At 68.9% G+C, this 25521-nt stretch carries 22 protein-coding genes; 11 read left to right on the top strand and 11 right to left on the bottom strand.

The features are described from left to right. The first annotated feature begins 25 nt into the window (after positions 1–25). From ACX1DX_RS07700 to ACX1DX_RS07670, 7 genes are read left to right on the top strand one after another with little or no spacing between them, the layout of a single operon-like run. Complete coding sequence (locus tag ACX1DX_RS07700) at positions 26–1624, top strand: uroporphyrinogen-III synthase (RefSeq protein WP_143570966.1); 1599 nt, start codon at positions 26–28, stop codon at positions 1622–1624. Between the two features lie 9 nt (positions 1625–1633). Then, positions 1634–2287: a histidine phosphatase family protein gene (locus tag ACX1DX_RS07695; protein WP_459398157.1), complete on the top strand. Its 654-nt coding sequence runs from the start codon at positions 1634–1636 to the stop codon at positions 2285–2287. Further along, the gene (locus tag ACX1DX_RS07690; protein ID WP_459398156.1) at positions 2284–2841 is read left to right on the top strand and encodes a TlpA family protein disulfide reductase; all 558 of its coding nucleotides are present in this window, start codon (positions 2284–2286) and stop codon (positions 2839–2841) included. The genes ACX1DX_RS07695 and ACX1DX_RS07690 overlap by 4 nt, the downstream gene beginning before the upstream one ends. Positions 2842–2882: 41 nt before the next feature. Beyond that, positions 2883–3593, top strand: a complete 711-nt coding sequence (locus tag ACX1DX_RS07685; protein ID WP_459398194.1) for a cytochrome c biogenesis CcdA family protein — start codon at positions 2883–2885, stop codon at positions 3591–3593. Then, on the top strand, positions 3563–5152 hold the full coding sequence (gene resB, locus ACX1DX_RS07680) for a cytochrome c biogenesis protein ResB (protein ID WP_459398155.1): 1590 nt from the start codon (positions 3563–3565) through the stop codon (positions 5150–5152). The genes ACX1DX_RS07685 and resB overlap by 31 nt, the downstream gene beginning before the upstream one ends. Further along, a complete protein-coding gene (gene ccsB, locus ACX1DX_RS07675) occupies positions 5149–6063 on the top strand; it encodes a c-type cytochrome biogenesis protein CcsB (protein ID WP_076061905.1) in 915 nt (304 codons plus the stop codon). Before resB ends, ccsB begins: the two co-directional genes overlap by 4 nt. Positions 6064–6066: 3 nt before the next feature. Beyond that, a complete protein-coding gene (locus ACX1DX_RS07670) occupies positions 6067–7518 on the top strand; it encodes a GerMN domain-containing protein (protein WP_459398154.1) in 1452 nt (483 codons plus the stop codon). Here the strand turns inward: ACX1DX_RS07670 and ACX1DX_RS07665 are convergent. Beyond that, complete coding sequence (locus ACX1DX_RS07665) at positions 7515–8279, bottom strand: SDR family NAD(P)-dependent oxidoreductase (protein ID WP_459398153.1); 765 nt, start codon at positions 8277–8279, stop codon at positions 7515–7517. The genes ACX1DX_RS07670 and ACX1DX_RS07665 overlap by 4 nt on opposite strands. A gap of 33 nt (positions 8280–8312) precedes the next feature. Between ACX1DX_RS07665 and ACX1DX_RS07660 the strand changes: the two genes are divergently transcribed. Further along, entirely contained in the window at positions 8313–9719 is a 1407-nt protein-coding gene (locus ACX1DX_RS07660) for a mycothione reductase (RefSeq protein ID WP_459398152.1), read from the top strand. Beyond that, entirely contained in the window at positions 9716–10933 is a 1218-nt protein-coding gene (locus ACX1DX_RS07655) for a glycoside hydrolase family 3 N-terminal domain-containing protein (protein ID WP_459398151.1), read from the top strand. Before ACX1DX_RS07660 ends, ACX1DX_RS07655 begins: the two co-directional genes overlap by 4 nt. Here the strand turns inward: ACX1DX_RS07655 and ACX1DX_RS07650 are convergent. After that, a complete protein-coding gene (locus tag ACX1DX_RS07650; RefSeq protein ID WP_459398150.1) occupies positions 10864–12765 on the bottom strand; it encodes a heavy metal translocating P-type ATPase in 1902 nt (633 codons plus the stop codon). The two genes, ACX1DX_RS07655 and ACX1DX_RS07650, sit on opposite strands and share 70 nt — an antisense overlap. A gap of 116 nt (positions 12766–12881) precedes the next feature. Between ACX1DX_RS07650 and ACX1DX_RS07645 the strand changes: the two genes are divergently transcribed. Together ACX1DX_RS07645 and ACX1DX_RS07640 are read left to right on the top strand one after the other, a co-directional pair. After that, on the top strand, positions 12882–13817 hold the full coding sequence (locus ACX1DX_RS07645; protein WP_459398149.1) for a sucrase ferredoxin: 936 nt from the start codon (positions 12882–12884) through the stop codon (positions 13815–13817). Continuing rightward, a complete protein-coding gene (locus tag ACX1DX_RS07640) occupies positions 13814–15064 on the top strand; it encodes an MFS transporter (protein ID WP_459398148.1) in 1251 nt (416 codons plus the stop codon). The genes ACX1DX_RS07645 and ACX1DX_RS07640 overlap by 4 nt, the downstream gene beginning before the upstream one ends. Before the next feature lie 155 nt (positions 15065–15219). Here ACX1DX_RS07640 and ACX1DX_RS07635 read toward each other — a convergent pair whose 3' ends face one another. From ACX1DX_RS07635 to ACX1DX_RS07595, 9 genes are all read right to left on the bottom strand, one after another. Continuing rightward, entirely contained in the window at positions 15220–16155 is a 936-nt protein-coding gene (locus tag ACX1DX_RS07635) for a hypothetical protein (protein ID WP_459398147.1), read from the bottom strand. A 423-nt stretch (positions 16156–16578) separates the two neighbouring features. Beyond that, positions 16579–17358 carry a phosphate ABC transporter ATP-binding protein PstB gene (gene pstB, locus ACX1DX_RS07630; RefSeq protein ID WP_076061919.1) on the bottom strand — a complete coding sequence of 260 codons (780 nt, stop codon included), beginning with the start codon at positions 17356–17358 and terminating at the stop codon, positions 16579–16581. A gap of 16 nt (positions 17359–17374) precedes the next feature. Next, the gene (gene pstA / locus ACX1DX_RS07625) at positions 17375–18466 is read right to left on the bottom strand and encodes a phosphate ABC transporter permease PstA (protein WP_459398146.1); all 1092 of its coding nucleotides are present in this window, start codon (positions 18464–18466) and stop codon (positions 17375–17377) included. After that, positions 18466–19455, bottom strand: a complete 990-nt coding sequence (gene pstC, locus ACX1DX_RS07620; RefSeq protein ID WP_076061924.1) for a phosphate ABC transporter permease subunit PstC — start codon at positions 19453–19455, stop codon at positions 18466–18468. Before pstC ends, pstA begins: the two co-directional genes overlap by 1 nt. Before the next feature lie 115 nt (positions 19456–19570). Further along, positions 19571–20710 carry a phosphate ABC transporter substrate-binding protein PstS gene (gene pstS, locus ACX1DX_RS07615; protein WP_459398145.1) on the bottom strand — a complete coding sequence of 380 codons (1140 nt, stop codon included), beginning with the start codon at positions 20708–20710 and terminating at the stop codon, positions 19571–19573. 221 nt (positions 20711–20931) lie between these two features. Next, entirely contained in the window at positions 20932–21843 is a 912-nt protein-coding gene (locus tag ACX1DX_RS07610; RefSeq protein ID WP_459398144.1) for an NUDIX hydrolase, read from the bottom strand. Continuing rightward, positions 21801–23903: an RNA degradosome polyphosphate kinase gene (locus ACX1DX_RS07605; RefSeq protein ID WP_182763969.1), complete on the bottom strand. Its 2103-nt coding sequence runs from the start codon at positions 23901–23903 to the stop codon at positions 21801–21803. The genes ACX1DX_RS07610 and ACX1DX_RS07605 overlap by 43 nt, the downstream gene beginning before the upstream one ends. Next, entirely contained in the window at positions 23900–24769 is an 870-nt protein-coding gene (gene mshD / locus ACX1DX_RS07600) for a mycothiol synthase (RefSeq protein ID WP_459398143.1), read from the bottom strand. The genes ACX1DX_RS07605 and mshD overlap by 4 nt, the downstream gene beginning before the upstream one ends. Then, the gene (locus ACX1DX_RS07595; protein ID WP_076061934.1) at positions 24759–25412 is read right to left on the bottom strand and encodes a winged helix-turn-helix domain-containing protein; all 654 of its coding nucleotides are present in this window, start codon (positions 25410–25412) and stop codon (positions 24759–24761) included. The genes mshD and ACX1DX_RS07595 overlap by 11 nt, the downstream gene beginning before the upstream one ends. Positions 25413–25521: the final 109 nt, after the last annotated feature.

Genomic DNA, 25521 nt, shown 5'->3' with positions numbered 1-25521 from the left:
GGCCTAAGAACGGAAAATCCTCGACGTGACCAGCTCCTTGGAACCAACCTCCCCGGCCTCCCCGCCGGAGTTTGAACCAACTGGAGGTTCTGTGACCTTCGTCGGCTCTGGCCCCGGAGACCTGGGCCTGTTGACGATGAGCGGGTCCCGCGCCCTCCGGATGGCGGATCTGGTCATCATCGACGAGGACGACGACGAGGAACCGGTCAGTCATCTCGTCCCCGCTCACGCAGAACTCCGGTTCGCGGGTGGCGACGACGAGGTCACGGCCATTCTCAGTGCGGTCGCCAAGGGGCGAAAGGTCGTCCGTCTCCACGGAGGAGACTTCTTCACCGACGCCGACGCAGGTGGGGTGCTGCCGGAAGTTCTCCAGGCCGCAGGTCTGCGCGTCAACGTCGTGCCGGGCATCAACCGGTGGAGCGCCGCCCTGTCGTTCGGTGCCGTTGCGGCGACGTCGTCGTTCGCTGCTCTCGACGCCACGCTCGAGGTGCCGGACATCAACAGATGGCCCGCCGCCGAGACGCTGATCGTGCGCGCCACCGGCGAATCCGCCGGCCGGCTGGCCGAGCAGGCCATCCAGCGCTACGGCGCCGACGGCTCCTGCCTCTCGCTCACGGGCGTGGGCAGCACTGGCCAGGTCAGCGAACTGCTCACCTGGGCCGAGGTGGACAGCTCGGACGCAGACGAGTGCTTCTTCATCGTCGGCCCCGGCATCGAGGAATCCCGCCGCCAGCGTTACGCCTGGTTCGAGGGCAAGCCCCTGTTCGACTGGCGGGTGGTCGCCCCCAGCACCAAGGACCCGCTCGATCCCCTCGTCGAGGAACTCGCCCACTACGGCGCCTCCACGGAGATCGTGGCGACCATGACCATTGAGCCGCCCCGCACCGAGCAGGCCATGGAACGCGCCGTTCGCGGCCTCGTCGACGGTCGCTACCTGTGGGTCGTGTTCACCTCGCCCCATGCCGTGGGCGCCATCGCCGAGCGGCTCGACGAGTACGGCCTGGACTCACGCGCGCTCTCCGGAATCAACCTCGCCGCCGTCGGTCGCGGCACTGTCGAGGCGCTCACCAGGCTGGGCATCAAGGCGGACCTCGTCCCCGTGGTGGAGAACACCACCGGCGCCCTCGCCCATGAGTTCCCGGCCTACGACGACCTCATCGACCCGCTGGACCGGGTACTCGTGCCCAGCGCCGACGTTTCCGTCGAGCCCCTCCTCGTCGGGCTGAGCAAGCTCGGCTGGGAAGTGGAAGAGGTCACCGCCTACCGCACCGTCCGTGCAGCGCCTCCCGCGCCGGAGGTGCGCGAGGACATCAAGACCGGCAACTTCGACGCCGTCGTCTTCACGTCCGCCACCGCGGTCCGCAACATGATCGGCATCGCGGGTAAGCCCCACGCCGCCACCGTCGTGGCCGCCATCGGGCCGGCAACTGCCGCCGCCTGCGAGATCCACGGGCTCCGCGTCGACGTGACCGCCGACGCTCCCACGTTCGAGTCGCTGGCCGAGTCGCTCGCCCGTTTCGCAGACCGCCGCAGGCAGGACCAGATCGACGCCGGGCTGCCGCTCACGAAGCCCTCGCAACGGAAGCGGCGTCGCCGGCGCAAGCCCGTTGAAGCCACTGCGTAGGCTCTCCCCATGACCACAGCTACGGTGCACGTCATGCGGCACGGCCAGGTGCACAACCCGGACGGGTTGCTCTACGGCAGACTCCCCGGCTTCGGCCTCTCAGAACTCGGCCACCAGATGGCCGCCCGCATGGCCGACCACTGGCGCGACGTGCCGTTGACGCACCTGCGCACCTCCCCGCTGCAGCGCGCCAAGGAGACCCTGGCGCCCACGGCGGCGCTGTTCCCGCAGCTCGAGGTGGTCGAGGACGAGCGGGTCATCGAGGCCGACAACAAGTTCGAGGGCAAGTCCTTCGGCCGCGACAACCGCGCCCTGCGGGACCCCAGGATGTTCTGGCACATGCGCAACCCCCTCCTTCCCAGCTGGGGTGAGCCGTACACGGAGATCGCCAAGCGGATGGCCGCCGCCATCCAGGACGCGGCCGTCGCCGCCGGTGACGGCGGTCAGGCCCTCGTCGTGAGCCACCAGCTGTCCATCTGGATCGCGCGGATGGCCGCGGAGGGCCGCCGCTTCGCCCACGACCCGCGGAAGCGGCAGTGCACGCTCTGCTCCGTGACCAGCTTCACCCTCCGCGACGGCCGGGTGACCGCCGTCGACTACGCGGAGCCCGCCGCAGACCTCCTGCCGGTCAAGGCCGGCCGCAGGTGGAGGGTGGGCACGTGACCCGACTGGTCGCCGGGCTCGCCGCTGCCGCGCTCCTCTTGAGCGCCTGTTCCACGGCAGAGGACGAAGGCGCCGGGGGCACGGCCGGTTTCGTCGGGGGCGACGGCAGCGTGACCATCATCGCGCCGGAGGAACGCTCCGAGGCCCCGGTGCTGGAAGGCGAGACGCTCGACGGGGAGACGCTCTCGACGGCGGACTTCGCCGGGCAGCCACTGATCATCAACGTATGGGGATCCTGGTGCGCCCCGTGCCGCGCGGAGGCCCCCGAGCTGGTGAAGAGTTCCGAAGAACTCGAGGGCACGGCCAATTTCCTCGGCATCAACACCCGCGACACCGTTGCCGCCGCCCTGGCGTTCGAGCGCTCGTTCGGCATCGGGTACCCGTCGCTCCACGACCCCGACGGCGTCCTCCTGCTGGAATTCGCCCAGCTGCCGCCCAAGGCCATCCCCAGCACGGTGGTCATCGACGCGGAGGGCCGCGTCGCCGCACGCGTGCTCGGAGAGGTCAGCGCATCGACCTTGAAAGGCATCGTGGAGGACGTGAACGCCTCGTGATCCTGTTGGAGAGTTGGGTGCAGACGGCCCTCGGGTCGTCGATGCTGCTCGCCATCCCTGTCGCGGTGCTCGCCGGCCTGGTGTCCTTCGCCTCCCCGTGCGTGCTCCCGTTGCTGCCCGGCTACCTCAGTTACGCGTCGGGGTTGGGGGCCAGCGAGATCGCCGACGGCACGGCGAAGAAGCGGTTGCTGCTGTTCGGCACCCTCGGCTTCATCCTCGGTTTCTCCGTGGTCTTCGTGCTCACCGGGGCGCTGATCGGCGGCATCGGTGGCGCGCTCCTCAGCAACTCCTCGCTCATCACGATCGTGCTCGGTTTCATCATCCTGGTGCTGGGCGCCGCGTTCGCCGGCTTCCTCCCCATGCCGCGCATGTGGACGCCCAGCGTGACGCCGAAGATGGGGGTGTGGGCCTCGCCGTTCCTCGGCATGGTGTTCGGCCTGGGCTGGACGCCCTGCATCGGACCCGCGCTGTCTGTGGTGCTCACCATGGCGCTCAATGAGGGCTCCGCCACGCGCGGCGGCATCCTGGCTTTCTTCTACGCCCTGGGCCTCGGCCTGCCGTTCGTCGCCTTCGCGCTGGCCTTCACGACCCTGGCGCCGCGGCTGAACTGGATGAAGCGCAACCAACGTCTGATGCAGCGCATCGGGGGCATCGTCATGATGCTGGTGGGCGTCGCGATGATCACCGGCCTCTGGGACATGCTGATGGTGGTGCTCCGACAGTGGGCCGCCAACTTCGGGACGATCCTGTGAACCGGCGCAACCCCGTCACGGAGACACTGAGGTGGGCCTGGGGTCAGCTCACGAGCATGCGCACGGCGCTGCTGCTGTTGTTCCTCCTGGCCATCGCCGCCATCCCGGGCTCGATCATCCCGCAGCGCAACACCGAACCCATCGAGGTCATCGACTTCAAGGCCGCCAACCCCTTCTGGGACCGCATCCTCGAGCCGCTGGGCTTCTACGACATCTACACCTCGGCGGTGTTCTCGGCCGTCTACCTCCTGCTGTTCGCCTCGCTCATCGGCTGCATCATCCCGCGCGTGACGAAGTACTGGCGCGCGGTGCGCAAACCCCCGCCGAACGTGCCGGCCCGCATCGAGCGGCTGCCGGTGACGGCACGCGCAGCCCTTGCCCCGACGGCGTCCGCGGGCCAGGCCCCCGAGGCGCGGGCGGAGGCGTGGCTGGAGTCCAAGCGGTACCGCACCCGGGTGACCGACGCGGGCGTCAGCGCCGAACGCGGCTACCTGCGCGAGTTCGGGAACCTCACCTTCCACCTGTCCCTCCTGGCCGTGCTCGTGGGGCTGGCCTGGTCCAACCTGTGGGGCTTTTCCGGCAGCGCGATCGTCGTCGAGGGCCGCGGCTTCTCCAACGTCATCACGCAGTACGACGACTTCACCTCCGGTGGTTTCCTCGACACGGACCACCTGGAGCGCTTCAGCGTCACCATCGACGAGTTCCATGCCGAGTTCGAGACGGGAGACGTGCAGCGCGGCGCCGCCCGGGTCTTCGACGCCGACGTCACGCTCTCGGATTCCCAGGGCACGCGCCCCGTGCAGATGACGGTCAACGAACCGCTCATCACGGCCGGCGGCACCCAGGTGAACCTGCAGGCCCACGGCTACGCCCCCATCTTCACCGTGACGGACGGCAACGGCGACGTGGCCTTCAGCGGCCCCGTCGTGTTCCTGCCCCAGGACGGCAACTTCTCCTCCGCCGGCGTCATCAAGGTGCCGGACGCGCGCCCCCAGCGCCTGGCGTTCGAGGCGTGGTTCCTCCCCACTGCGGTGCTGGACGAGACCGGTCCCCATTCGGTGTTCCCGGATGCGCTCAACCCGGAGGTCTTCCTCAACGCGTGGTTCGGTGAGCCCGCCGTCGAGACCGGCGCGCCGGAGAACGTGTACGTCCTCAACAGCGAGGGCATGCAGCAGGTGCCGGGCGATGACGGGCAGGTGCTGAGCGCCCGGATGTTGCCCGGCGCGCACATGTCATTGCCGGACGACCTCGGTTCCGTGAGTTTCGACGGCTACAAGCGGTGGGTGCGCCTCCAGGTCAGTGAGACCCCCGGCAACGTGCTCACCCTCATCGCCATCTCGGTGGGCGTCATCGGCCTCACGCTTAGCTTGTACATCCGGCCCCGGCGGCTGTTCGTGCGCATCGCCGACGGTGAGGTCATCGTCGGCGGCCTCGACCGTACCGACACGGCAACAGGCCTCGACGAGGAGGTGGCCGCCCTGCTGGGGGCGGTGACCGGCGAACCGGGGCACAATGGTGGGGCCGCGCCCCACCCCGACAACGAGGAGCCCGTTGCATGACGACCCTGTCCGAGTGGTCCTACACCCTGATGGTCTATGCCGCGGTGGTGTACCTCATCGCGTTCGCCGCGCACACCGTCGAATGGTCCTCCGCGCGCGGACAGTCCCCGGTGCGTCCCCTCGACGGTTCTGAGGACGGTGCCCGCACCCGCGTGGACCTGTTCGGCCGGCTCGGTCTGATCTTCACCGTGGTGGCCGCACTGATGCAGGTTTCGGCCGTCGTGCTGCGGGGCGTGGCGGCCGGGCGTCCGCCGTGGGGCAACATGTACGAGTTCATCACCTCGACGATGGCCTTCGCTGCGGTCCTGTACCTCGTGGTGGCCCTGAAGTGGGGGATGCGCTGGCTCGGGTTGGGCATGACGCTGCTGTTCACCGTCGGGGTCGGACTGGCCGTCACGCAGTGGTACGTCGAGGTCGCGCCGCTCGTGCCGGCGCTGCACAGCGTCTGGTTCGTCATCCACATCGTGGCCGCGGCCATCGCCGGAGCGGCTTTCAACGTGGGGGCGCTCGCCTCGATCCTCTACCTGCTCCGGGAACGCGCCGAGAGCCGGGCCCAGGCGGGGCAGGGTGAAATCCGGGGCTACCTGGCGAAGGTGCCGTCGTCCGCGAAGCTCGACCTCCTCTCCTACCGGCTGCACGCGTTCGCCGTGCCCCTCTGGACGTTCACCATCGTGGCCGGCTCCATCTGGGCGCAGTACGCCTGGGGACGGTTCTGGAACTGGGACCCCAAGGAGACGTGGTCGTTCATCACGTGGGTGGTGTACGTGGCCTACCTGCACGCCCGCGCGACGGCGGGCTGGCGTGGCCGCCCGGTCGCGATCATCGCGGTCATCGGCGTGTTCGCCTTCTGGTTCAACTTCGTGGGCGTCAATCTGCTGTTCAGTGGGTTGCACTCGTACGCCGGTATCTGACCCGTGGCGGGCGACGAGGCGGAAGACTGGCTCCCCAGGCTGTACGAGGAGGAAGGGCCGACCCTGCACCGGCTCTGCGTCCTCCTCGGTGCCGAGGACCGGTCCGCCACCATCGTGCGTAGCGCGCTGCTGGCGCTGCAGCGCCGGTCCAACCGGCTCATCGACCCCGTCGAGCGGGTCTACTTCGTGCAGGAACACGTCGTGCATCTGGCGCGCGCCACGCGGCCTGCGCTGCAGCCCCTGCACCTGCCGCAGGTGGATGAGCCCCGGCAGGACGAGATCCTCCGCGCCGTGTCGGCCATGGCTCCGCGCACCGCGGAGCTCCTCATCGTCAGCCATTACCTCTCGGTGTTCGGCCCGGACCTGGCCGGCATCATGCGGCTCTCGGTGCGCGGCGCGAACGTCAAGCTCGAGGGGGCGCTCGAACAACTGCGTGCCAGGGTCGGTGCGCCGACGCTCGGCAGCCAGCCCGGTGTGATCGAGTCACTCTCCCAGGAGTTGACGGCCGCGCTGCGCTCCGCGGCCCGCGTCACCGCGGTGCCGGAGACGGACATGCTCGAGGGTGAACTGGAGCACATCTCCGAAGACCGCGGCACCAGGTTCCGGCCGCGTGCAGTGGTGGTGTTGACAGTGCTCGCCGTCCTCGTCGGGATCGTGCTGGCCGCGTTGATGCGCGACGACATCGGCACCACCGTCGAACCCGCCGCTGAACCGGTGGTCACACCGACGGCGGTGGAGTCGCGGTCGATCAACGCCACGGTGCGCAACACGCCGCTGTACTACGTGGCCAGCGACTGGCGGCTCTACCGGGAACTGCGCGATCTGCCCTCCACCGGGAACCTGGTGCGGGCGGCGCTCAACTCGCTGCTGGGCCTCGTGCCGATGGACCCGGACTACCGCACCGTCTGGAGTGCCGGGAAGCTGCTGAGCGCCGAGATCCACGGCGACGAGCTGGTCGTGGACCTGTCGGCGGAGGCCTACGAGGGCCTGACGTCACCCGTGGCCATCGCCCGCGCGCGTGACCAGGTGATCTACACGGCCTCCGAGCTGGTGGGCAACCCGCGGCTGAAGGTGTTCTTCCGCTCCGACGGTGGCACCCCGCCCGAGGGCTTCGACGATCCCGAGGGGTACGGGCGCACCGGTCTGGCCCCGATGCCGGCGGTGTGGATCAGTTCACCCCGCAACCGGGCGACCCTGAGCGCGGGGCAGGCCTCGATCATCGGGACCGTGAAGGAGGGCGTGGGTGTGCCCGTCGTCCGGATCACGGATCAGGATTCGGGCGAGGTCATCCTCGAGACCACCGCTCAGACCACGGCCGGCGTCAACGTCGAGGGCTGGCGGGTGTGGACGGTGACCACCTCACTGCCGAAGGGCAGCCTCGACATCACCGTGACCGTCCTCGACGGCGATCCGCCGACCGAGGTCAAGGAGAACAAGGCCGTCACGGTCTCCTAACGCGACGAGGTGACGACGTCGGCGAGCTGCGTCTGCAGGCCCGTCGGGACCAGGCGGGTGGCGAACGCCATCACCCGGTTCACGGTGCCGTCCACGACGAACGGTCGGTGCTTCCGCAGCGCGTCGAACGTCACCGTCGCCACCTGTTCCGGGGCGCGGCGGTTGCGCATCATGTTCTCGTCGCCGCCCCGGGCCCAGAACCCGGTCTCGGTCGCCCCTGGACAGCTGGCGATGACCCGCACGCCGGTGGGCTTGAGCTCGCGCCACAGCGCGACGCTGAATCGCAGGACGTACGCCTTGCTCGCCGCGTAGGCGGCCATGTTGGGCGTCGCCTGGAACGCCGCGGTGGAGGCGACGTTGACGATGGCGCCCCGCCCGCGCTCCAGCATCCCCGGCAGGACGGCGTGCGTGAGGTCCGTGAGCGCGACGATGTTGAGTTCCAACATGTCGGTGGTGCCCTCGGGGTCTGAGGCGGCGAACCGGCCGAGCTGGGCGAAGCCGGCGTTGTTCACCAGGTGGCCCACCTTGGCCGCACGGACCTCCTCGACGAACGCGCGCCGCGCCTCACGGTGCGTCAGGTCCACTGTCGAGATACGGGTGGCGACGCCGTACTCGGACTCCAGCCGGCGGGCGACATCCTGCATCTGCTCCTCGCTGCGGGCAGCGAGCCAGACGTCGCTGCCCTCGGCGGCGAGGCGTTCGGCGAACGCCACCCCCAGCCCTGTCGATCCTCCGGTAACCACAGACCACGTGTTGCTCATGGCCTTTACCTTACGCATGGAACAATGGGCGCCATGCAGCATTTCGATCTCGTGGTCATCGGTTCCGGCTCTGGAAACTCCCTCATCGATGAACGGTTCGACAAGTGGAACATCGCACTCATCGACCGGGACGAGACGTTCGGCGGCACCTGCCTCAATCGCGGCTGCATCCCCACCAAGATGTTCGTGCTGCCGGCAGACCTGGCGGCCTCGCCGCATGAGGCCGCCCGCCTCGGGGTGGACCTGGAGTACAAGGGTTCAGACTGGGCGGCCATCCGCGACCGCATCTTCGGCCGCATCGACCCCATCTCCGCCGGCGGCCTCGACTGGCGGATGCGGTCGCCGAACGTGACCGTCTTCCGTGACGAGGCGCGCTTCATCGGCGAGCGCACCCTCCAGGTGGGGGATGTCCAGATCAGCGCGGACCGTATCGTGCTGGCCACGGGTTCGCGGCCCCGCATGGTGGACGTGCCGGGCATCGACGACATCCGCAGCAGCCTCTACACCTCAGACACCATCATGCGGGTCGACGAGCGCCCCAAGCGTCTGGTGATCCTCGGCGGTGGCTTCATCGCGGCTGAGTTCGCGCACGTGTTCGCCTCGCTCGGCACGAAGGTCACGCTGATCAACCGCTCGGAGGTGCTGTTGCGCGGCGCGGACCGCGAGATCTCGGAGCAGTTCGCCCACAAGCTGGGCCGGCGCGTGCAGCTGCGCCTCAACCAGGCGCTGTCGTCCTTCGAGCGCAGCGCCGACGGCGGGGTCACCGTAGTCACCACAGACCGCAACGGCATCGAGTACGAGTACTACGCCGACGCCGTGCTGGTGGCCGTCGGACGGGAGCGCAACTCCGATGCCCTGGACCCGGCCGCCGGGGGAGTGGAGATGCGCGCCTTCGGCCAGATCCGGGTGGACGCGCAGCAGCGCACCAGCGCCGAGGGCGTGTGGGCGCTGGGCGATGTCTCGTCGGACTACCTGCTCAAGCACGTGGCCAACGCGGAGATGCGCACGGTGCAGCACAACCTCCTGCACCCGGAGCGCCCCATCGAGACGGACCACCGCTACGTCCCCTACGCCGTCTTCACAGACCCGCAGGTGGCGGCCGTCGGCGCCACGGAGGAGCAGCTCAAGGACTGGGGCACCCCGTATGTCGCCGCCCGCCAGCGCTACGGCGACGTGGCGTACGGCTGGGCGCTCGAGGACGAGGGGCACTTCGTCAAGCTGCTCGCAGATCCGGGGAGCCGGCGGCTGCTGGGAGCCCACATCATCGGCCCCCAGGCGCCCACCCTCATCCAGCCCCTCATCCAGGCGATGAGCTTCGGCCTGCGGGTCGACGAGATGGCCCGCGGCCAGTACTGGATCCACCCCGCGCTGCCGGAGGTGGTGGAGAACGCGCTGCTCGGCCTGCTCTCCGCCCAGCGGCATGCGGAGCAGCACAAGTGAGGCGCATCCTGGCAGCGGTGGGGGTGGCGGCGCTCGGGCTGACCGGCTGCGCCACAGAACCGCTGATCCCGCCGCAGTACCGCACGGCTGAGCCGGCCCTGGAGTCGGCGCAGTCCGCCCCCGTCGCGGACGGCGGGACAACCACACAGGAACTGATCTCGCCCGAGGCGGCGCCCGCCGACGAGTGCCGCGCGCTGGCGGAGGAGCTGTCGCTGGAGCAGCAGGTGGGCCAGCTGTTCATGGTCGGCGTCGACACCGGCGGGCTTGACCCGACGACGCGCTCGGCCATCTCGGATTCCCGCATCGGGTCGGTGGTGCTGCTGGGCAACTCCACGGCGGGCACCAGCCAGCTGCGGAAGCTGACGGCGGAACTCGGCAGCCTCGGCACCGCGCAGCTACCGCTCCTCGTCGCGGTGGACCAGGAGGGCGGCGCGGTCCAGCGGCTGAAGGGCTCGGGCTTCGACGCCATCCCGTCGGCACGCGACCAGGGCGCCCTGCCCGCGTCCGAACTGCGCGACGCAGCGGCCGGCTGGGCAGAGGAACTCCATGCGGCAGGGGTCCGCTACGACCTGGCCCCCGTCGCGGACGTGGTGCCCGAGGGCAAGCGCTCGTCGAACGAGCCCATCGGCAAGCTGAAGCGAGATTTCGGTGCCGATCCTGAAGCTGTCTCTGATTCGGTGGTGGGGTTCATCGAAGGCATGCGGTCAGCCGGGATCGCCACCTCGGTCAAGCACTTCCCGGGCCTGGGTGAGGTCACCACGAACACGGACCACGGCGCCGCGCAGGACACCGACACAACCCGGGATTCGCCGAACCTCGAGCCGTTCCGTGCCGCCGTCGAGGCGGGGGTGGATTCGGTCATGGTGTCGTCGGCCGTGTTCGAGGAGATCGATCCGGACAACGAGGGCGTGTTCTCGCAGATCGTCATCACGGAACTGCTGCGCGGGGAACTGGGCTTCGACGGTGTGGTGATCGCCGACGACCTCGGCGCCGCCGCCGCCGTGAAGGCCGTGAAGCCGGGGGAGCGCGCGGTCCGGTTCTTCGACGCCGGCGGTGACCTCGTGATCAACGCCAACCCGTCGATCATGCGCGACATGGTGACAGCCACCCTGGAAGCGGCGGGCGACGACGAGTCGTTCGCGGCTCAGGTGCTGGATTCCACCAGCCGCGTGCTGCGGCTCAAGTCGGCCGTCGGGCTGGTGGACTGCGCCTGAGTGTCGGGCTTACCGCCTGTCAGCGCGCGCAGTGCGTAGAGAATGGCCGCGAGATCCACGACCTCCTGCGTGAGCGCCCCCGCCACGGGCGGGATGTACCCGAACGCGGCCACGACCATCAGGCCCAGCGACAGGACGATCCCGATCCAGATCGCGGTCAGCGCCACGCGATAGGTGTGCCGGCCGATCTCAACGGCGCGCACCACCCGGTGCACGTCGTCGCGCACGATGACGGCGTCCGCCGATTCGCTGGCGGCCGTGGAGCCGCGGGCGCCCATGGCGATGCCGACATCCGCCATGGCGAGCACGGGGGCGTCGTTGACGCCGTCGCCCACCATGATCACGGGGCCGGGCATCGCGCGGATCCGCTCCACCTTCTCTGCGGGCAGTAGTTCAGCGTGCACGTGCCCGATCCCGGCCTGATCGGCGAGGGTCCCGGCGGTGTCCTGGTTGTCACCGGTGAGCATCGCGATCTTCTCGAAACCTAGCCCCCTCAATTGCTCGACGGTCAGGGCCGCGTTCTCCCGGAGCCGGTCCGCCAGCAGGAGGGTGCCGGCGAAGCGACCGTCGACGGCGACCGCGACGGAGGTCTGGCCGGCGCCCAGCGGCACGGAGTGGGCGGCGGGGTCCTCGGCGCGCACGAAGGCGAGTTTGCCGATGACGACGCGCCGGCCGTCGATGCGCGCCCGCACGCCGTTGGTGGCGATCTCCTCCGCGTCGTGGGTGCTGCTGAGCGCCAGGCCACGCTCCCGGGCGGCCCGGATCACGCCTTTGGCGAGGACGTGCGACGAGTACTGCTCCGCGGACGCAGCTAGCCTCAGCAGTTCCTCCGGCGAGGTGCCGTTGGCGGTGATCACGTCGACGAGTTCGGGCTCGCCGTGTGAGAGGGTGCCGGTCTTGTCGAAGGCGATCGACTTCGCCCTGGCGAGGGCCTCAAGGGTGGCGCCGCCCTTGACGATGATGCCGGAGCGCGCGGAGGCGCTCATGCCGCCCATGAAGGCGACGGGTGCGGCGATGAGCAGGGGGCACGGGGTGGCGAGGACCAGGACGGAGGCGAAGCGGACGGGGTCGCCGGAGAGCCACCAGGCGAGGCCCGCCAGCACCAGCGAGATGAGGGTGAAGGGGATGGCGTAGCGGTCGGCGAGACGCACGGTGGGGGCCTTGGCGTCCTCCGCCTGCTGCACGAGCGCGATGATCTGCTGGTACTGCGACGACGCCGCGTCGGCGGTGGCCCGGATGCGGACCGCGCGCTGGGTGTTGAGCGAGCCCGAGAGGACGGGGTCGCCGAGGGTCTTCGCGACGGGCAGCGATTCGCCGGTGAGCGATGACTCGTCGAAGGTCGCCTCATCGGTGAGGAGGTCGCCGTCGACGGGCACCACCTGGGAGGGCTTGACGAGCAGCAGGTCGCCGGGGCGGACTTCGTCGACCGGGATGTCGGTGACGGCGGCGGTCGGTTCCTCGGAAGCCAGGCGGTGGGCGGTCACGGGGGCGCGCTTGAGGAGCGCGTCGAGGTCGCGGGTGGCCCGGGCCGCGGCGAAGTCCTCCAGCGCCTCGCCGCCGGTCAGCATCAGCACCACGATCATCGCCGCGATGTATTCCCCCACGCCGATGGCCGCTGCCATGGCGACGACGGCGAGGATGTCGAGGCCGTAGTGCCCCCGTGCGATGTCCCTGGCCATGCCCACGGCGGTGAGGGCGACGATGAAGACCACGTAGCCGGTGCCGATCCACTGGGCGGCGACGCCCTGCCCGGCGAAGTGGAGCGCGAGCACCGTAACCAGGGCGGTCAGGGTGGCCGCCACGAGTGGGTAACGCCTGATGAAGCCAGCCATGACGCCAGTCTTCGCCATTCGAACGGCTTCTTCAATCAAGGTGAGGCTCACCTACCGGGGGTACCGGCCCGTGGCGTCACCCGGTGTCCAGGTGCCGAACGAGTAGTCTCGACCCCATGCTGCGTTGCTCGATGGAGTGGTCGCGCGCCGACCTCCCCGCCTGGGGCACCGCCGCGCGCGCCACCTTCTATGTCTGCCTGGAGATCCCCGGCCCCTGGGGCCCGCTCGCCGCGACGGGCGCCCGCCTGCTGGATCCCGCGGTGGGCGCGGAACTGGAGGACACCATCACAGGGCTGGGCGGCCGCTTCATCTTGATCCGGCACCCGGAGCGCCGCACGATCGGGACGGATCCCCTCGCCGTGCTCCTGTCCGGAGGATTCGACGACGGTGGCTGGCTGCGCCGCTCGGAGGTCTCGGATCCCACCGAGCTGCTCGAAATGATCCGAGCCTGGGGTGGCGCCGGTGTGCCGGAAGGCCGCGACGGCGGTGCCGCCATGCTGGTGTGCAGCCACGCCCGGCGCGACCAGTGCTGCGCCCTGGCAGGCCGTCCCATCCTGGCGGCGCTCACCAGAGAGGTGGGTCCCGAATCCATCTGGGAGGCCTCCCACCTGGGCGGGCACCGCTTCGCCCCCACCATGCTGCTGCTGCCCACCGGCCAGGTCCTCGGGCGGCTCAATGCGGTGGCAGCGGTGAGCGCCTACCGCGCGGCCGAGAGCAAGGCGTTGTGGCCGGGCGGTGCTCGCAAGGACCGGGGCCGCTCCCACCTCCCGCCGGAGCAGCAGGCCGCTGAGGCCTGGGCGCTGGCCGAGTTCGGACGCCGCGACGAGACCCCGCACCCGGATACGGCGGGCATCTCGCTCATGCCTGTCCCCGCCGTCGACCTCTCCAGCGAACTGATCGACGACGGCGCCGCCGTGCGCGTGCGGCTGCGGGGCTGGGAGATCACGGTGGACGTGCACCGCGTCACGACGGACGGCGCGGCCCCCTTCAGTTGCGGTAAGCCTGCCGAGCCGCTCTACTACTGGCGCGTCGAGCCCCGCCTCCCGGCATGAGTTCCCGCCGGTCGATCACCGCTCTGCTGCTGAGCAACACCTTCGGGGGGATCGGGGTGGCGTCAGGCATCGCCGTCGGGGCCCTGCTGGTCGCCTCCATGGGCGGCGATCACCTGGCCGGCACCGGTCAGGCGGTCAGCATCTTCGGCGCGGCGGTGCTGGCGGTGCCGTTGGCCAATCTGGCGGTGCGACGGGGCCGTCGGCTCGCGCTGGTCCTGGGCTACGTGATCGCGGCGGCGGGTGCTGTGGTCGTCCTGATCGGCGCCTGGCTGGGTTCGCTGTTGCTCGTCCTCGCGGGGCTCGTGGCGTTCGGCGCTGCGCAGGCGACAAACCTGCAGTCGCGCTACGCGGCGGCAGACCTGGCAAGCCCGGACCGTCGGGCCACCCTGATGTCCATCGTGCTGTGGGCGACGACGATCGGCTCAGTGGTGGGGCCGAATTTGAGCGGCGCCGGTGCGGCGCTCGGGTCGGGCATCCGGCTACCGGAACTCGCGGGGCCTTACCTGTTCAGCGTCGCCGGCTTCGCCCTGGCGGGGGTGGCCATCGTGGCGCTCTACCGCAGCAACCGGCCCTCCGTCGCGCCGGCGGTGACGACGGTGACGGCGGCAGTGGCGGTTCCGGCCTCCAAGACTGGCGCCGTGGCGGCACTGAGGTGGGCCGCCACGCACCCCGTGGCGCGGTTCGCGGTGCTGCTCATCGTCGTGGGGCACGCCGTGATGGTGGGCGTCATGTCGATGACCCCCGTGCATCTCGGGCACGAGGGGCACGGGCTGTCCGCCATCGGCCTGGTGATCAGCCTCCACATCATGGGGATGTACGCGCTGAGCCCCGTCGTCGGCTGGCTCGCCGACCGCTTCGGCGCCATGAGCACCGCTGCCGTCGGCCTGCTGCTCCTGGCGTCGACGGCCGGGATCATCCTCGTCGCCCCGAAGTCCTTCCCGCTGGTCACGGTGGCGCTGGTCCTGTTGGGCGTCGGCTGGTCGTTCACGATGATCTCCGGTTCCGCGCTGCTGGCGCGCACGAACTCCGGCGACATGCGCGTGCCCCTCCAGGGCGCCACCGATGCCTTGATGAACTACGCGGGCGCGGCTGCCGCGCTCATCGGCGGCCCCGTTCTGGCCTGGCTGGGGTATGGGGGCCTCGCGCTGGTCGCTGCGGTGCTGATCCTGCCGGCCGGCGGCATGGGCTGGGTGGCGCGTCGCTCCCGGACCCGGGTCGCGTCGTCCGCTGCCGCGGCGAAGCGCTGACGCACGGGGGAGACGCCAAATCTTGATTCGGGGTCGCGGACGGACCCACATCACGATTCGGTCCAATCTGGCTCCGGTTGGCGATGGACCCCGAATCAAGATTCGAGGTCGCGGACCGCGCCAGATCCAGATTCGGGAACTCCCCGACGGCGGGTTCAGGCTGCGCGAAGCGTATGCAGGTCGCACGCCGCCCTGCAGGGGCGGGCTCGCCCCGGCCAGCCCAGCTTCCGCAGACCGTCCTCGAGCTGCGCTGCCGTGCGGCACGCCTGCTTCGTGGACGAGTTCCAGCCGTAGTGAAGAGTGTCTTCGTCGTTGTGGATCTTGTGGGCGTTGTCCCTGTACCAGTCTCTACTTGCGTCTGTATGGTCGCGGCGACCATCCAGTTCGAACCGAAGCCTGAACTCTGGCCAATGGCCATCTGAGCGACCGTGCTCGCTCTTCGGCTGGAGTATCGGTTCCGGCAGCCCGTGCGCCGCGATCACCGAGCGACTGAAGTGCCATTCGAGGGCCGATTCGATGCCTCGGGCGGCATGCTGGCAAAGATCGTGCAGGTGCCGACGATGCGCGTTGCGACCCCGCGCCTTCAGGGCTTCGAGAAGACGACTGGCCGTGGTTCTCCCATTGGTGAAACTCCGTACGACGGCGTCAGTCAGGTCATCCTGGGCAGCGTGGTCCGCCATATCCAGTAGGCTTTCCTCCACACGCGTCCGGGGGACGGTTCCGGTCGTGGTGCGTTCTCCGCGCCTGAGCAGGATCGACCACTCGCCCAAGGCGAGATTGGCCCGGCTTTCGGCGCTCCACACGGTAACCAGCTCTGGGGGATCGCGGAGGATCTCGTCCAGGTAGAGCGCCGCTGCGCCGCCCACGGAGGCGGAGTCCCCACCAGCCAGGAGGCCGGCCCAGACGGCCGACTTCCAGGTGGGTCGCTCCGTGCAGTACAAGCCGTACATGAGACGGGTCCATGGTCCGGTCAAGCGACGAATGACAGTACGGCTGAGGCCACCGTCGAGCATTTGCCTCGTGGTGAGCATGCCGGCCTGTTGCCTGGCGAGGGAGACCAGGTTGATGGGCAGAGACTGACGCGGGTACATGTGCCGACGCTCGCATGCAGGGTGGCTCGTTGTCTGTACCTGGGCTGCAACGGACAACACCAGGAGGTGGAGGGACAACACCTGGCGCCCGTTGGACAACACCGTGGCCCACTCGGACAACACTGCAGCACACTGCCGCGCACCTCCGTGGCGTCCGTCGTCGGCTCCCCGGGGGTGATGGCGTAACCATCGCGAGCGACCGGCGGGTGGTCCCGGAGGACCTGGATCTGGATCTGGGGTGCCGGACGACCTCGAATCTAGATTTGGGGTGTGCGGCGTCGCTCCTGGCCGAAGGCAGGAAGCAACTGCATCTGGATCTGTGGTGCCGGACGACCCCGAATCTAGATTTGGCGGCACCGACGCCGACCCCAGACGGGAAACGGCGCCGCCAGAGGCGACGCCGTCACTCGGTGGTTCCCAGGCTCAGCCGAAGCGGCCGGTGATGTAGTCCTCCGTGGCCTTCTGCTCCGGGTTGTGGAAGATCTTCTCCGTCGGGCCCATCTCGATGAGCTCGCCCGGCTGGCCGTGGGCCTTCAGGTTGAAGAAGGCCGTCCGGTCGGACACCCGAGCAGCCTGCTGCATGTTGTGCGTGACGATGACGACGGTGTAGTCCTCCTTGAGGTCCTTGATCAGGTCCTCGATGGCCAGGGTCGAGATGGGGTCGAGCGCGGAGCAGGGTTCGTCCATCAGCAGCACGTCAGGCTCGACGGCGATGGCGCGGGCGATGCACAGACGCTGCTGCTGGCCACCGGAGAGGCTCGAGCCGGGACGCTCAAGGCGGTCCTTGACCTCGTTCCACAGGTTGGCGCCGCGCAGCGACTTCTCGACGAGTTCGTCGGCGTCCTTGCGGGAGATGCGCGCGTTGTTCAGGCGGACGCCGGCCAGGATGTTCTCCTTGATTGACATCGTGGGGAACGGGTTGGGGCGCTGGAACACCATGCCCACCTGGCGACGCACGCGCACCGGGTCCACGTTGGCGGCGTACAGGTCCACGCCGTCGAGGAGTACCTGGCCGTCGACGTAGGCGCCGGGGATGACCTCGTGCATGCGGTTCAGCGAGCGCAGCACGGTGGACTTGCCGCAGCCGGACGACCCGATGAACGCGGTGACCGCGCGGGGCTCGATGGTCATGTTGACCGACTTCACGGCATGGAACTTGCCGTAATAGATGTCAAGGTCTTTGATCTCAATACGCTTGGACATTTCCAGGTTCCTTAACTCAGCGTCCGGCCTTGGGGGCGAACTTCCAGGCGATGAATCGCCCGATGGCGTTCAGTCCCATAACGATCAGAATGAGGGTGAGCGCGCCGGCCCATGCACGTGCATGGTACGCCGCCGTATCAATGCCGGGCGCGTACATGTACTGGTTGTACACGAACACCGGCAGGGTGGCCATGGGGTTGTCGAAGGGGTCGAGGTTCATCGACGACGTGATGGAGGCCGTGACCAGCAGCGGCGCGGTCTCGCCGATGACGCGGGCGATGGCCAGCACGACACCGGTGACGATGCCCGCGATCGAGGTGGGGAGGACCACCTTCACGATGGTGCGCCACTTCGGCACACCCAGGGCGTAGGAGGCTTCGCGCAGTTCGTTGGGGACGATCCGCAGCATCTCCTCGGTGGAACGCACCACCGTCGGGATCATGAGGACCGACAACGCGACGGCACCCGACATGCCGGACTTGTGGCCGGCGCCGAAGACCATGGAGAACAACGTGTAGGCGAACAGGCCCGCGACGATGGACGGAATGCCCGTCATGACGTCGACGAAGAATCGGATCGCGGCCCCGAGCTTGCCGTTGCCGGCATATTCGACGAGGAAGATCGCCGTCATCAGGCCCACGGGCACCGAGATCAGCGTGGCGATGCCAGTCACGATCAGCGTGCCCCAGATGGCGTGGACGGCGCCGCCGCCCTCCCCGAGGATGTTGCGCATCGACCAGGAGAAGAAGACGCCGTCGAAGCGGGCCAGACCGTTGGCCACCGTGCCCCAGACCAGGGAGACCAGCGGGGTCAGCGCGATCAGGAAGAACCCCGTCACGACGTACTTCGCGAGGCGGTCCTTGGCCCGGCGGCCGCCCTCGACGGCGCTGGAGAGCACGAACATCGCCAGCAGGAACAGCACGGCGGCCACCGCGACCACACTGGCGATGTTGGCCGACTTCAGGAGCGCCAACAGGCCCGCGGCGACGGCCACGGACACGACGAGCGCCGCGACGCCCGTGTACGCGGGGAGGCTGCCGTGTGTCAGGGGGGTGGGCTTCGGCGTCACGTTCGTCTTCGGGGACGGTGCGGTCTGTGTCGTGCTCATCAGTTGGCTCCCGAGAATTCCTTGCGGCGGTTGATGATCCACCGCGCGGTCATGTTGACGATCAGGGTGATGATGAACAGCACCAGGCCGGTTGCGATGAGCTCGTTGCGGCCGATGTCGTGCGCCTCGGGGAAGGACTGCGCGATATTGGCCGCGATGGTGTTGGGGTTCTGGCTGGTGAGGAGCTTGAAGCTGATGATGCCCGAGCCTGACAGCACCATGGCGACGGCCATCGTCTCACCGAGCGCACGGCCGAGGCCGAGCATGCAGGCCGACACGATGCCCGGCATGCCGAACGGGATCACGGCCTGCTTGATCATCTCCCAGCGGGTGGCTCCGAGCGCCAACGAAGCCTCCTCATGGAGCTTCGGCGTCTGCAGGAACACCTCCCGGGAGATGGCGGTGATGATCGGCAGGATCATGACGGCCAGCACGACGGAGGCGGTGAAGATGGTGCGGCCGGTGCCGGACACCTGGCCGCTGAACAGCGGGATCCAGCCGGCGTTCTCGTTGAGCCAGAGGAACAGCGGGCGCATGGCCGGCGCCAGCACCGCGATGCCCCACAGGCCGAAGACGACGGACGGCACGGCGGCCAGCAGGTCGATGATGTAGCCGAACGACGAGGCCACCCGCTTGGGCGCGTAGTGCGTGAGGAACAGCGCGATACCGACGGCGACAGGGACGGCCATCACCATGGCCAGCAGGGCGGACCACATCGTGCCGAAGGCGTACGGGGCGACGTAGGACCAGAAGCTCTGACCGCGCCCGAACTGGAACGTCTCGGGGTCTGCCAGGAGTGCCGGCAGCGCCAGACCCACGAGGAAGGCGGCCACGGCGGCCAGGATGACGAGGATCAGGACGCCCGATCCGGTGGACAGACCCCGGAAGAAGGAATCGCCGAAACGCTTCTTGCTGCGGGTGAGCGAATGGGACTCGGACTCGGGTCCGGTGTCTGTCTGCGGGGCTTCGGGGGCTTCCGTTGCCGACATGGGCGCTCCTGAATCGAAACGAGAGTAGCGGTTTGCAGATTACACGCCCCTGAGCGTGCAAAGTCGCGTCACCCGTTTCGGGCGACGCGACTTCGCATCGATCAGAGGCTGATGATCACTGGATGGAGTCGATCGAGGCGGTGACCTGCTCGGACAGCGCGGCGGAGAGCGGCGCGGAACCGGCGCGCTCGGCGGAGGCCGACTGGCCCTCTTCCGAAGCGATGTAGGTGGCGTAGGCCTTCACGAGCTCAGCCTTGGCGTCGTCCTGGTAATCCTGGCAGGCGATCAGGTACGACACGAGCACGATGGGGTAGCCCTCGGCCTCGCGGTCGACCTTGATGGCCATGTCGTTCTCGGCGCGGCCATCTTCCACCGGCGAGTTCTCGACGATGGCGGCGGCGGCCTCAGTGGTGGGGCCGTGGAACGACCCGTCCCTGCCGAGCTTGGCGGTGGAGAAGTCGCCGGCCTGCGAGGCATCGACATAACCGATGGTGCCGACACCGCCGGAGACGGCGGAGACAACACCCTGGGTCTGAGCGGCGGCCTCGCCACCCTCGTACGGCCAGTCACCGGACTTCTCGGCGTCCCACACGCTGGGGGCAGCGGCGGCGAGGTAGTCGGTGAAGTTCTCGGTGGTGCCCGAGGTGTCGGAGCGGTGCACGGCGGTGATGTCGAGGTCGGGGAGTTCGACGCCCTCGTTCAGCGCGGCGATCTTCTCGTCGTTCCACTTGGTGATGTCGCCCTTGAAGATGGCAGCCAGCGTGTCGGCGTCCAGGTTCAGGTCCGTGACACCCTCGACGTTGAAGACAACGGCGATGGGGGAGATGTAGACGGGCAGGTTGATCGGCTTGTCGACGCACTGCGAGAAGGTGTTCTCGTCGATCTCTTCCTGCTTGAAGGCCCGGTCGGAGCCGGCGAAGTCCGCGCCGCCGCCGATGAAGGCTTCGCGCCCGGCGCCGGAGCCCTCGGGGGAGTAGTTGATGGTGACGCCCTCGTTAGCGGTCTGGAAGCCGGCGATCCAGGTCTGCTGGGCGACTTCCTGCGCCGAGGCGCCGATGCCCGAGAGGGTGCCCTCGAGGTTCGAGGCGGGGGCGGCCGCTTCCGTGCTGGCGGTTTCTTCGGTGCCAGCCGATTCGGAGGCGCTGGCTGCGGGGGTGTTCTCCGCGGGAGCGTTGGTGGTGCCCTCGTTGGCGGCGCAGGCCGACAGGAGGAGGGCGGCCGAGAGGCCGGCAGCGGCGGTCAGGCGGATCTTCATTTCGGGATACCTTCCGAGACGGGAATGGGCCGCAAGTTGGCCCTGGAACTGAACGAACTGTGTGTTCCTGCATGTGAACGTAGGACGACCAGGTAACCGAATGGTCCGGGTTTGGTTAACAGATGATGAACGGCGGACGAGTTCTCGCCCCGCCCGGGGTTTTCTCGGGTATTTGTGACGGGAGCGTTACCCCCCGGGCATCCCAGGACAGAGATCCGGGCTCAGGCCGTCGGCTTGTGCACTTCGATGGCGACGAGGCCACCGTCGTCGTCCCGGTGTACGACGACGACCTCGCCCACGACCATGGGCTTGGCCTTGATCCCCAGACCCTCGAACATCGCCGGTAGCACGGGGCGGTGCCCACAGAGCGCGGTGGGCGCCGTGGTGCGCTTGAAGAGGCGGGCGACGAAGCGGCGGACCTCCCTCGGATGCACCGTGCCCTCCTCTTCGGTGAGCACGTCCTCCGTGACGATCTCCAGCCCGCGCTGATCCGCGTAGGGGCGCAACGTCTGCACGCACCTGGTGGAGGAGGAACTCACCAGGTTCTCGACGCCGTAGGCGCCGAACAACTGGGCCAGATCCCTGGCCTGGCGCCGGCCGCGCCCCGTGAGACGACGCTCCTGGTCCGGCCCGCTCCAGTCCTTGCGGAGCATGGCCTTGCCGTGGCGCACCAGCAGCAGGGGGGTGGTGCGCGGCTTCAGCAGCGCCGTCGACAACAGGCGCCGCTCGTCGGCGTAGGTGAGGGTGCGCATGGCCTTGTCGATCCGGGCCCAGCGGATCTTGTCGACCTCGCGGTTGGGTTCGAAGGGATGCTCCGCCAGCACCTCGGCGCGCCAGTACTGGACGGCCTTGAGCCCCTTGGAGAGTTTGTACTCGATGGGGGGCAGCCGCAGCCCCAGCCGGACGGCGACCCCGGCCTCTTCGAACACCTCGCGCACCGCCGTCCGGGGTGCGAGCTCGTCGACGGTGCCCTTGCCCTTCGGCAGTGACCAGTCGTCGTAGGCCGGGCGGTGGATCATCAGCACCTCGACGTCGTCGCCGGTGCCCCTCAGCACGACGGCACCCGCCGCGCGGATGGCGACGCGGCGGCTCATCGGGTCGAGCGCCGGGCCGCGGTCTGCTGGATGAGCCATTCCTGGATGTCTCTCAACGGGGAGCCGTCCGGCCCGGTGGTGTGCGCCGTCCACGTCGAATCGTTGAGTTCCCAGTGCACGGTGCCCGGGTCGAACGCCATCGCGAAGAGTTCGTCGATGTGGCGCAGATGCGCCGGGTTGCTGAGCCCGACGATGGCCTCCACACGGCGGTCCAGGTTGCGGTGCATGAGGTCTGCCGAGCCGATGCCCACGATGGGCTGGCCGCCCCCCACGAACGAATAGATGCGGGAGTGCTCGAGGAACCTGCCCAGGATGGACCGGACCCTGATGTTCTCGCTCAGGCCGGGGACTCCCGGCCGGATCGTGCAGATGCCGCGCACCCACATGTCCACCGGCACGCCGGCCTGCGACGCGCGGTAGAGGCCATCGATGATGGCCTCGTCGACGATGGAGTTGACCTTGATCTTGATGCCCGACGGCAGGCCGCGTCGCTGATTGGCGATCTCGCCGTCGATGTAGTCCAGCAACCCGCGCCGGATGCCGTCCGGGGCCACCAGCAGGCGGCGGTAGTGCGTCTCCTGCGTCATGCCCGAGAGGTGGTTGAAGAGCCGCGCCAGGTCGTCGGTGATGATGGGGTGCGCCGTCAGCAGACCCATGTCCTCATAGAGGCGGGCGGTCTTCGGGTTGTAGTTGCCGGTGCCGATGTGGGCGTAGCGGCGCAGGCCGTCTGCCTCCTCCCGCACCACCAGCGACAGCTTGCAGTGGGTCTTCAGCCCGAGCATGCCGTAGACCACATGGACACCGGCCTTCTCCAGCTTCCGCGCCCAGCCGATGTTGTTCTGCTCGTCGAAGCGGGCCTTGATCTCGACGATGGCCAGGACCTGCTTGCCCATCTCGGCCGCCTCGATGAGGGCGTCGACGATGGGGGAGTCGCCGGAGGTGCGGTACAGCGTCTGCTTGATGGCGAGCACCGCGGGATCAGCCGCCGCCTGCTCGATGAAGCGCTGCACCGAGGTGGCGAACGAGTCGTACGGATGCTGCACCAGCACGTCGCGCAGCTTCAGCGCCTTGAACATGTCCGCGGGGCTGGCGCTCTCCACCTCCGCCAGGTCCGGGTGCGTGATGGGCAGGAAGTTGGGGTACTTGAGGTCTTCCCGGTTGGAGTCGTCCAGCGAGAACAGGCCCGTGAGGTCCAGCGGCGCCTGCAGCCGGTAGACCTCGTTGGCGTTGATGTCGAGCTCGCTGATGAGCATGTCGAGCATCTTCTCGTCGATGTCGTCCTCGACCTCGAGGCGGACCGGAGGGCGACCGACCTTGCGTCGCAGCAGTTCCTTCTCCAGGGCGAACAGGAGGTTCTCGGCGTCGTCCTCCTCCACCTCGATGTCCTCGTTCCGGGTGACCCGGAAGGTGGTGTGGGACAGCACCTGCATGCCGCTGAACAACTGCCCGAGATGGCGGGAGATGATCTCCTCCAGCGGCAGGTAGCGGCCCTCCGCGAGGCGGACGAAGCGCGACAGCACCGGCGGCACCTTCACGCGGGCGAACTGCCTGGTGCCCGTGACGGGGTTGCGCAGCAGCACCGCCAGGTTCAGTGAGAGGCCCGAGATGTAGGGGAAGGGGTGCGACGGGTCCACGGCGAGGGGGGTGAGCACGGGGAAGATCCGCTCGGCGAACAGCGCCCGCATCGCGTCCTTCTCGTTGGCCGTGAGTTCCTCCCACTTGAGGATCTCCACGCCCTCGGCGCGCAGCGCGGGGCGGACGTCCTTCTGGAACACCAACGACTGCTCGTTCACCAGGCGACCCACCTTGGCGAGCAGTTCGGCGTGCAGTTCGCCGGGCATCTTGCCAAGCACTGTGGGGACGGCCACGCCGGCCGCGATGCGGCGCTTCAGGCCCGCGACGCGCACCATGAAGAACTCGTCCAGGTTCGACGAGAAGATCGCCAGGAACTTGGCGCGCTCGATCAGCGGGACGCGGAGCGCGTCCTTGGCCTGGTCCAGGACGCGGTTGTTGAAAGCCAGCCAGCTCAGTTCACGGTCGAGGTAGCGGTCTGCCGGCAACCGTGCGTCGTCGGTGGCGTCGATGGCGGGATCGCTCATGCAGGGGTCCTCTCGGCGTGGAAGCTCGTGTCGGTCTGGACGATCTCGAAGCCCGCCTTGCGGTACATGTCCACCACGCGCTCCTGGCTGCCCTCGACATAGAGCTGGATGCGGTCGTCGCCCTGCTGTGCGAGGTGGTGGAGACCGGCGGCCAGCAGGACGCGACCCAGGCCCCTGCCCTCGTGCTCCGGCGCGACGGCCATCACGTAGACCTCCCCGAGGCCGCCGCCATGGCGCTTGGTCCAGTGGAAGCCCACCACGGCGCCGTCCTGACGGGCGACGAACAGGCCGTGGGGATCGAACCACGGCTGGCGGGTGAGGTCGTCGAACTCCGCGACGGTGAGCCGGCCCTGCTCGGGATGGTGGGCGAACGCGGCGGCGTTGACGGCGACCAGTTGTTCCCGGTCTGCAGGGGTGAAGGTGTCGAGGGTGTAGCCCTCAGGTAGGGAGCCGGTGACCGGCTGCGAGTAGTCGGCGCGGGATTCCATGCGGAGCAGGGACCGGACCGGCTGCATGCCGACGCGGGTGGCGAGTTGGGGCGCGCCGGGCAGCGTCCCGAAGGCCCATGCCGACGACTCGGGGTGGGCCCGCAGCGCCTCCGTCAGGAGCTCGGTGCCGATGCCCTCACGACGGTGGTCCGGATGGACGCCCACGAGCAGCGTGCCGTCGCGCTCGTCGCAGACGACGAAGCCGTACGGGTCCTTGCGCTTGCCCATGAAGAAGAAGTCGGCCTCGCGCACGCCGTCGATGCCGAGCGAGCCCGACTCGTTGACCGGGGAGATGCCGTCATGCTCAGTGATCGCGTCGACGAGGCCGCGCAGGGCGTCGCGCATCGTCGGTGTCAGCGTCGTCAAGCTAACCAGCACGGTGAGCCTCCCTCGCACTGGCGAAGCGGTAACCAACGTTGCGCACAGTGCCGATGTAGTAGTCGAATTGGCCGAGCTTAGCCCGAAGCCGGCGCACGTGGACATCCACGGTGCGGGTGCCGCCGTAGTAGTCGTACCCCCACACCTGGCTGACCAGGGTCTCCCTCGACAGCACGCGGCCGGGGTGCTGCATCAGGTAGCGCAACAGTTCGAACTCCGTGTAGGTCAGGTCGAGCGGTGCCCCGTCGAGAGTGGCGGTGTAGGCGGCACCGTCCACGCGGATGGGCCCGGCCACCAGCAGATCGGGGTCTGCGCTGGAGCGGGTGAGCACCCGGATGCGCGCGTCGATCTCGGCCGGCTCGCTGCCCGCGGCCACGAAGTCGTTGAAGCCCCAGTCCGGCGACAGCACGGCAAGGCCGGACAGCGCCACGATCAGCAGCACCGGGGCGTTCCCGCCGCGCGACAGCGCCTGGCAGGTGGAGCGGGCGCCCGCGAGGTCCACGGTGCCGTCCACCACGACGACATCAGCGCCCTCCGCGTCGATCAACGCCTGGGCGGCCGACGTTACGGTGGTGATCTGGTGGCTCAGCAGTGCCAGTTCCGGAGGCGTTTCCTTGGAGGAGACGAACACGATGTTGCTCATGGCTGCCCTCCTTCCGCGCTCCGCGGGACGACCTCATCCTAGTGGTACGTCGCCCCCCGCGATACGCACGTTCCGGGGGCGGCCTGAGCTCCACCGCTACCATGTTGCC

This window comes from Tessaracoccus zhenghani (genome assembly GCF_054552775.1).
This window is presented reverse-complemented; position numbering and strand designations above follow the sequence as displayed.

Excerpts from the sequence above, each read along its gene's own strand:
- ACX1DX_RS07640 (WP_459398148.1), top strand. The coding sequence starts at position 13,814 with ATGAGTTCCCGCCGGTCGATCACCGCTCTGCTGCTGAGCAACACCTTC.
- ACX1DX_RS07685 (WP_459398194.1), top strand. The coding sequence starts at position 2,883 with ATGCTGCTCGCCATCCCTGTCGCGGTGCTCGCCGGCCTGGTGTCCTTC.
- ACX1DX_RS07695 (WP_459398157.1), top strand. The coding sequence starts at position 1,634 with ATGACCACAGCTACGGTGCACGTCATGCGGCACGGCCAGGTGCACAAC.
- pstS (WP_459398145.1), bottom strand. The coding sequence starts at position 20,710 with ATGAAGATCCGCCTGACCGCCGCTGCCGGCCTCTCGGCCGCCCTCCTC.
- ACX1DX_RS07595 (WP_076061934.1), bottom strand. The coding sequence starts at position 25,412 with ATGAGCAACATCGTGTTCGTCTCCTCCAAGGAAACGCCTCCGGAACTG.
- ACX1DX_RS07605 (WP_182763969.1), bottom strand. The coding sequence starts at position 23,903 with ATGAGCGATCCCGCCATCGACGCCACCGACGACGCACGGTTGCCGGCA.
- pstA (WP_459398146.1), bottom strand. The coding sequence starts at position 18,466 with ATGAGCACGACACAGACCGCACCGTCCCCGAAGACGAACGTGACGCCG.
- ACX1DX_RS07635 (WP_459398147.1), bottom strand. The coding sequence starts at position 16,155 with ATGTACCCGCGTCAGTCTCTGCCCATCAACCTGGTCTCCCTCGCCAGG.
- ACX1DX_RS07645 (WP_459398149.1), top strand. The coding sequence starts at position 12,882 with ATGCTGCGTTGCTCGATGGAGTGGTCGCGCGCCGACCTCCCCGCCTGG.
- ACX1DX_RS07650 (WP_459398150.1), bottom strand. The coding sequence starts at position 12,765 with ATGGCTGGCTTCATCAGGCGTTACCCACTCGTGGCGGCCACCCTGACC.
- ACX1DX_RS07610 (WP_459398144.1), bottom strand. The coding sequence starts at position 21,843 with ATGGCTCATCCAGCAGACCGCGGCCCGGCGCTCGACCCGATGAGCCGC.
- ACX1DX_RS07665 (WP_459398153.1), bottom strand. The coding sequence starts at position 8,279 with ATGAGCAACACGTGGTCTGTGGTTACCGGAGGATCGACAGGGCTGGGG.
- ccsB (WP_076061905.1), top strand. The coding sequence starts at position 5,149 with ATGACGACCCTGTCCGAGTGGTCCTACACCCTGATGGTCTATGCCGCG.
- pstB (WP_076061919.1), bottom strand. The coding sequence starts at position 17,358 with ATGTCCAAGCGTATTGAGATCAAAGACCTTGACATCTATTACGGCAAG.
- pstC (WP_076061924.1), bottom strand. The coding sequence starts at position 19,455 with ATGTCGGCAACGGAAGCCCCCGAAGCCCCGCAGACAGACACCGGACCC.
- ACX1DX_RS07660 (WP_459398152.1), top strand. The coding sequence starts at position 8,313 with ATGCAGCATTTCGATCTCGTGGTCATCGGTTCCGGCTCTGGAAACTCC.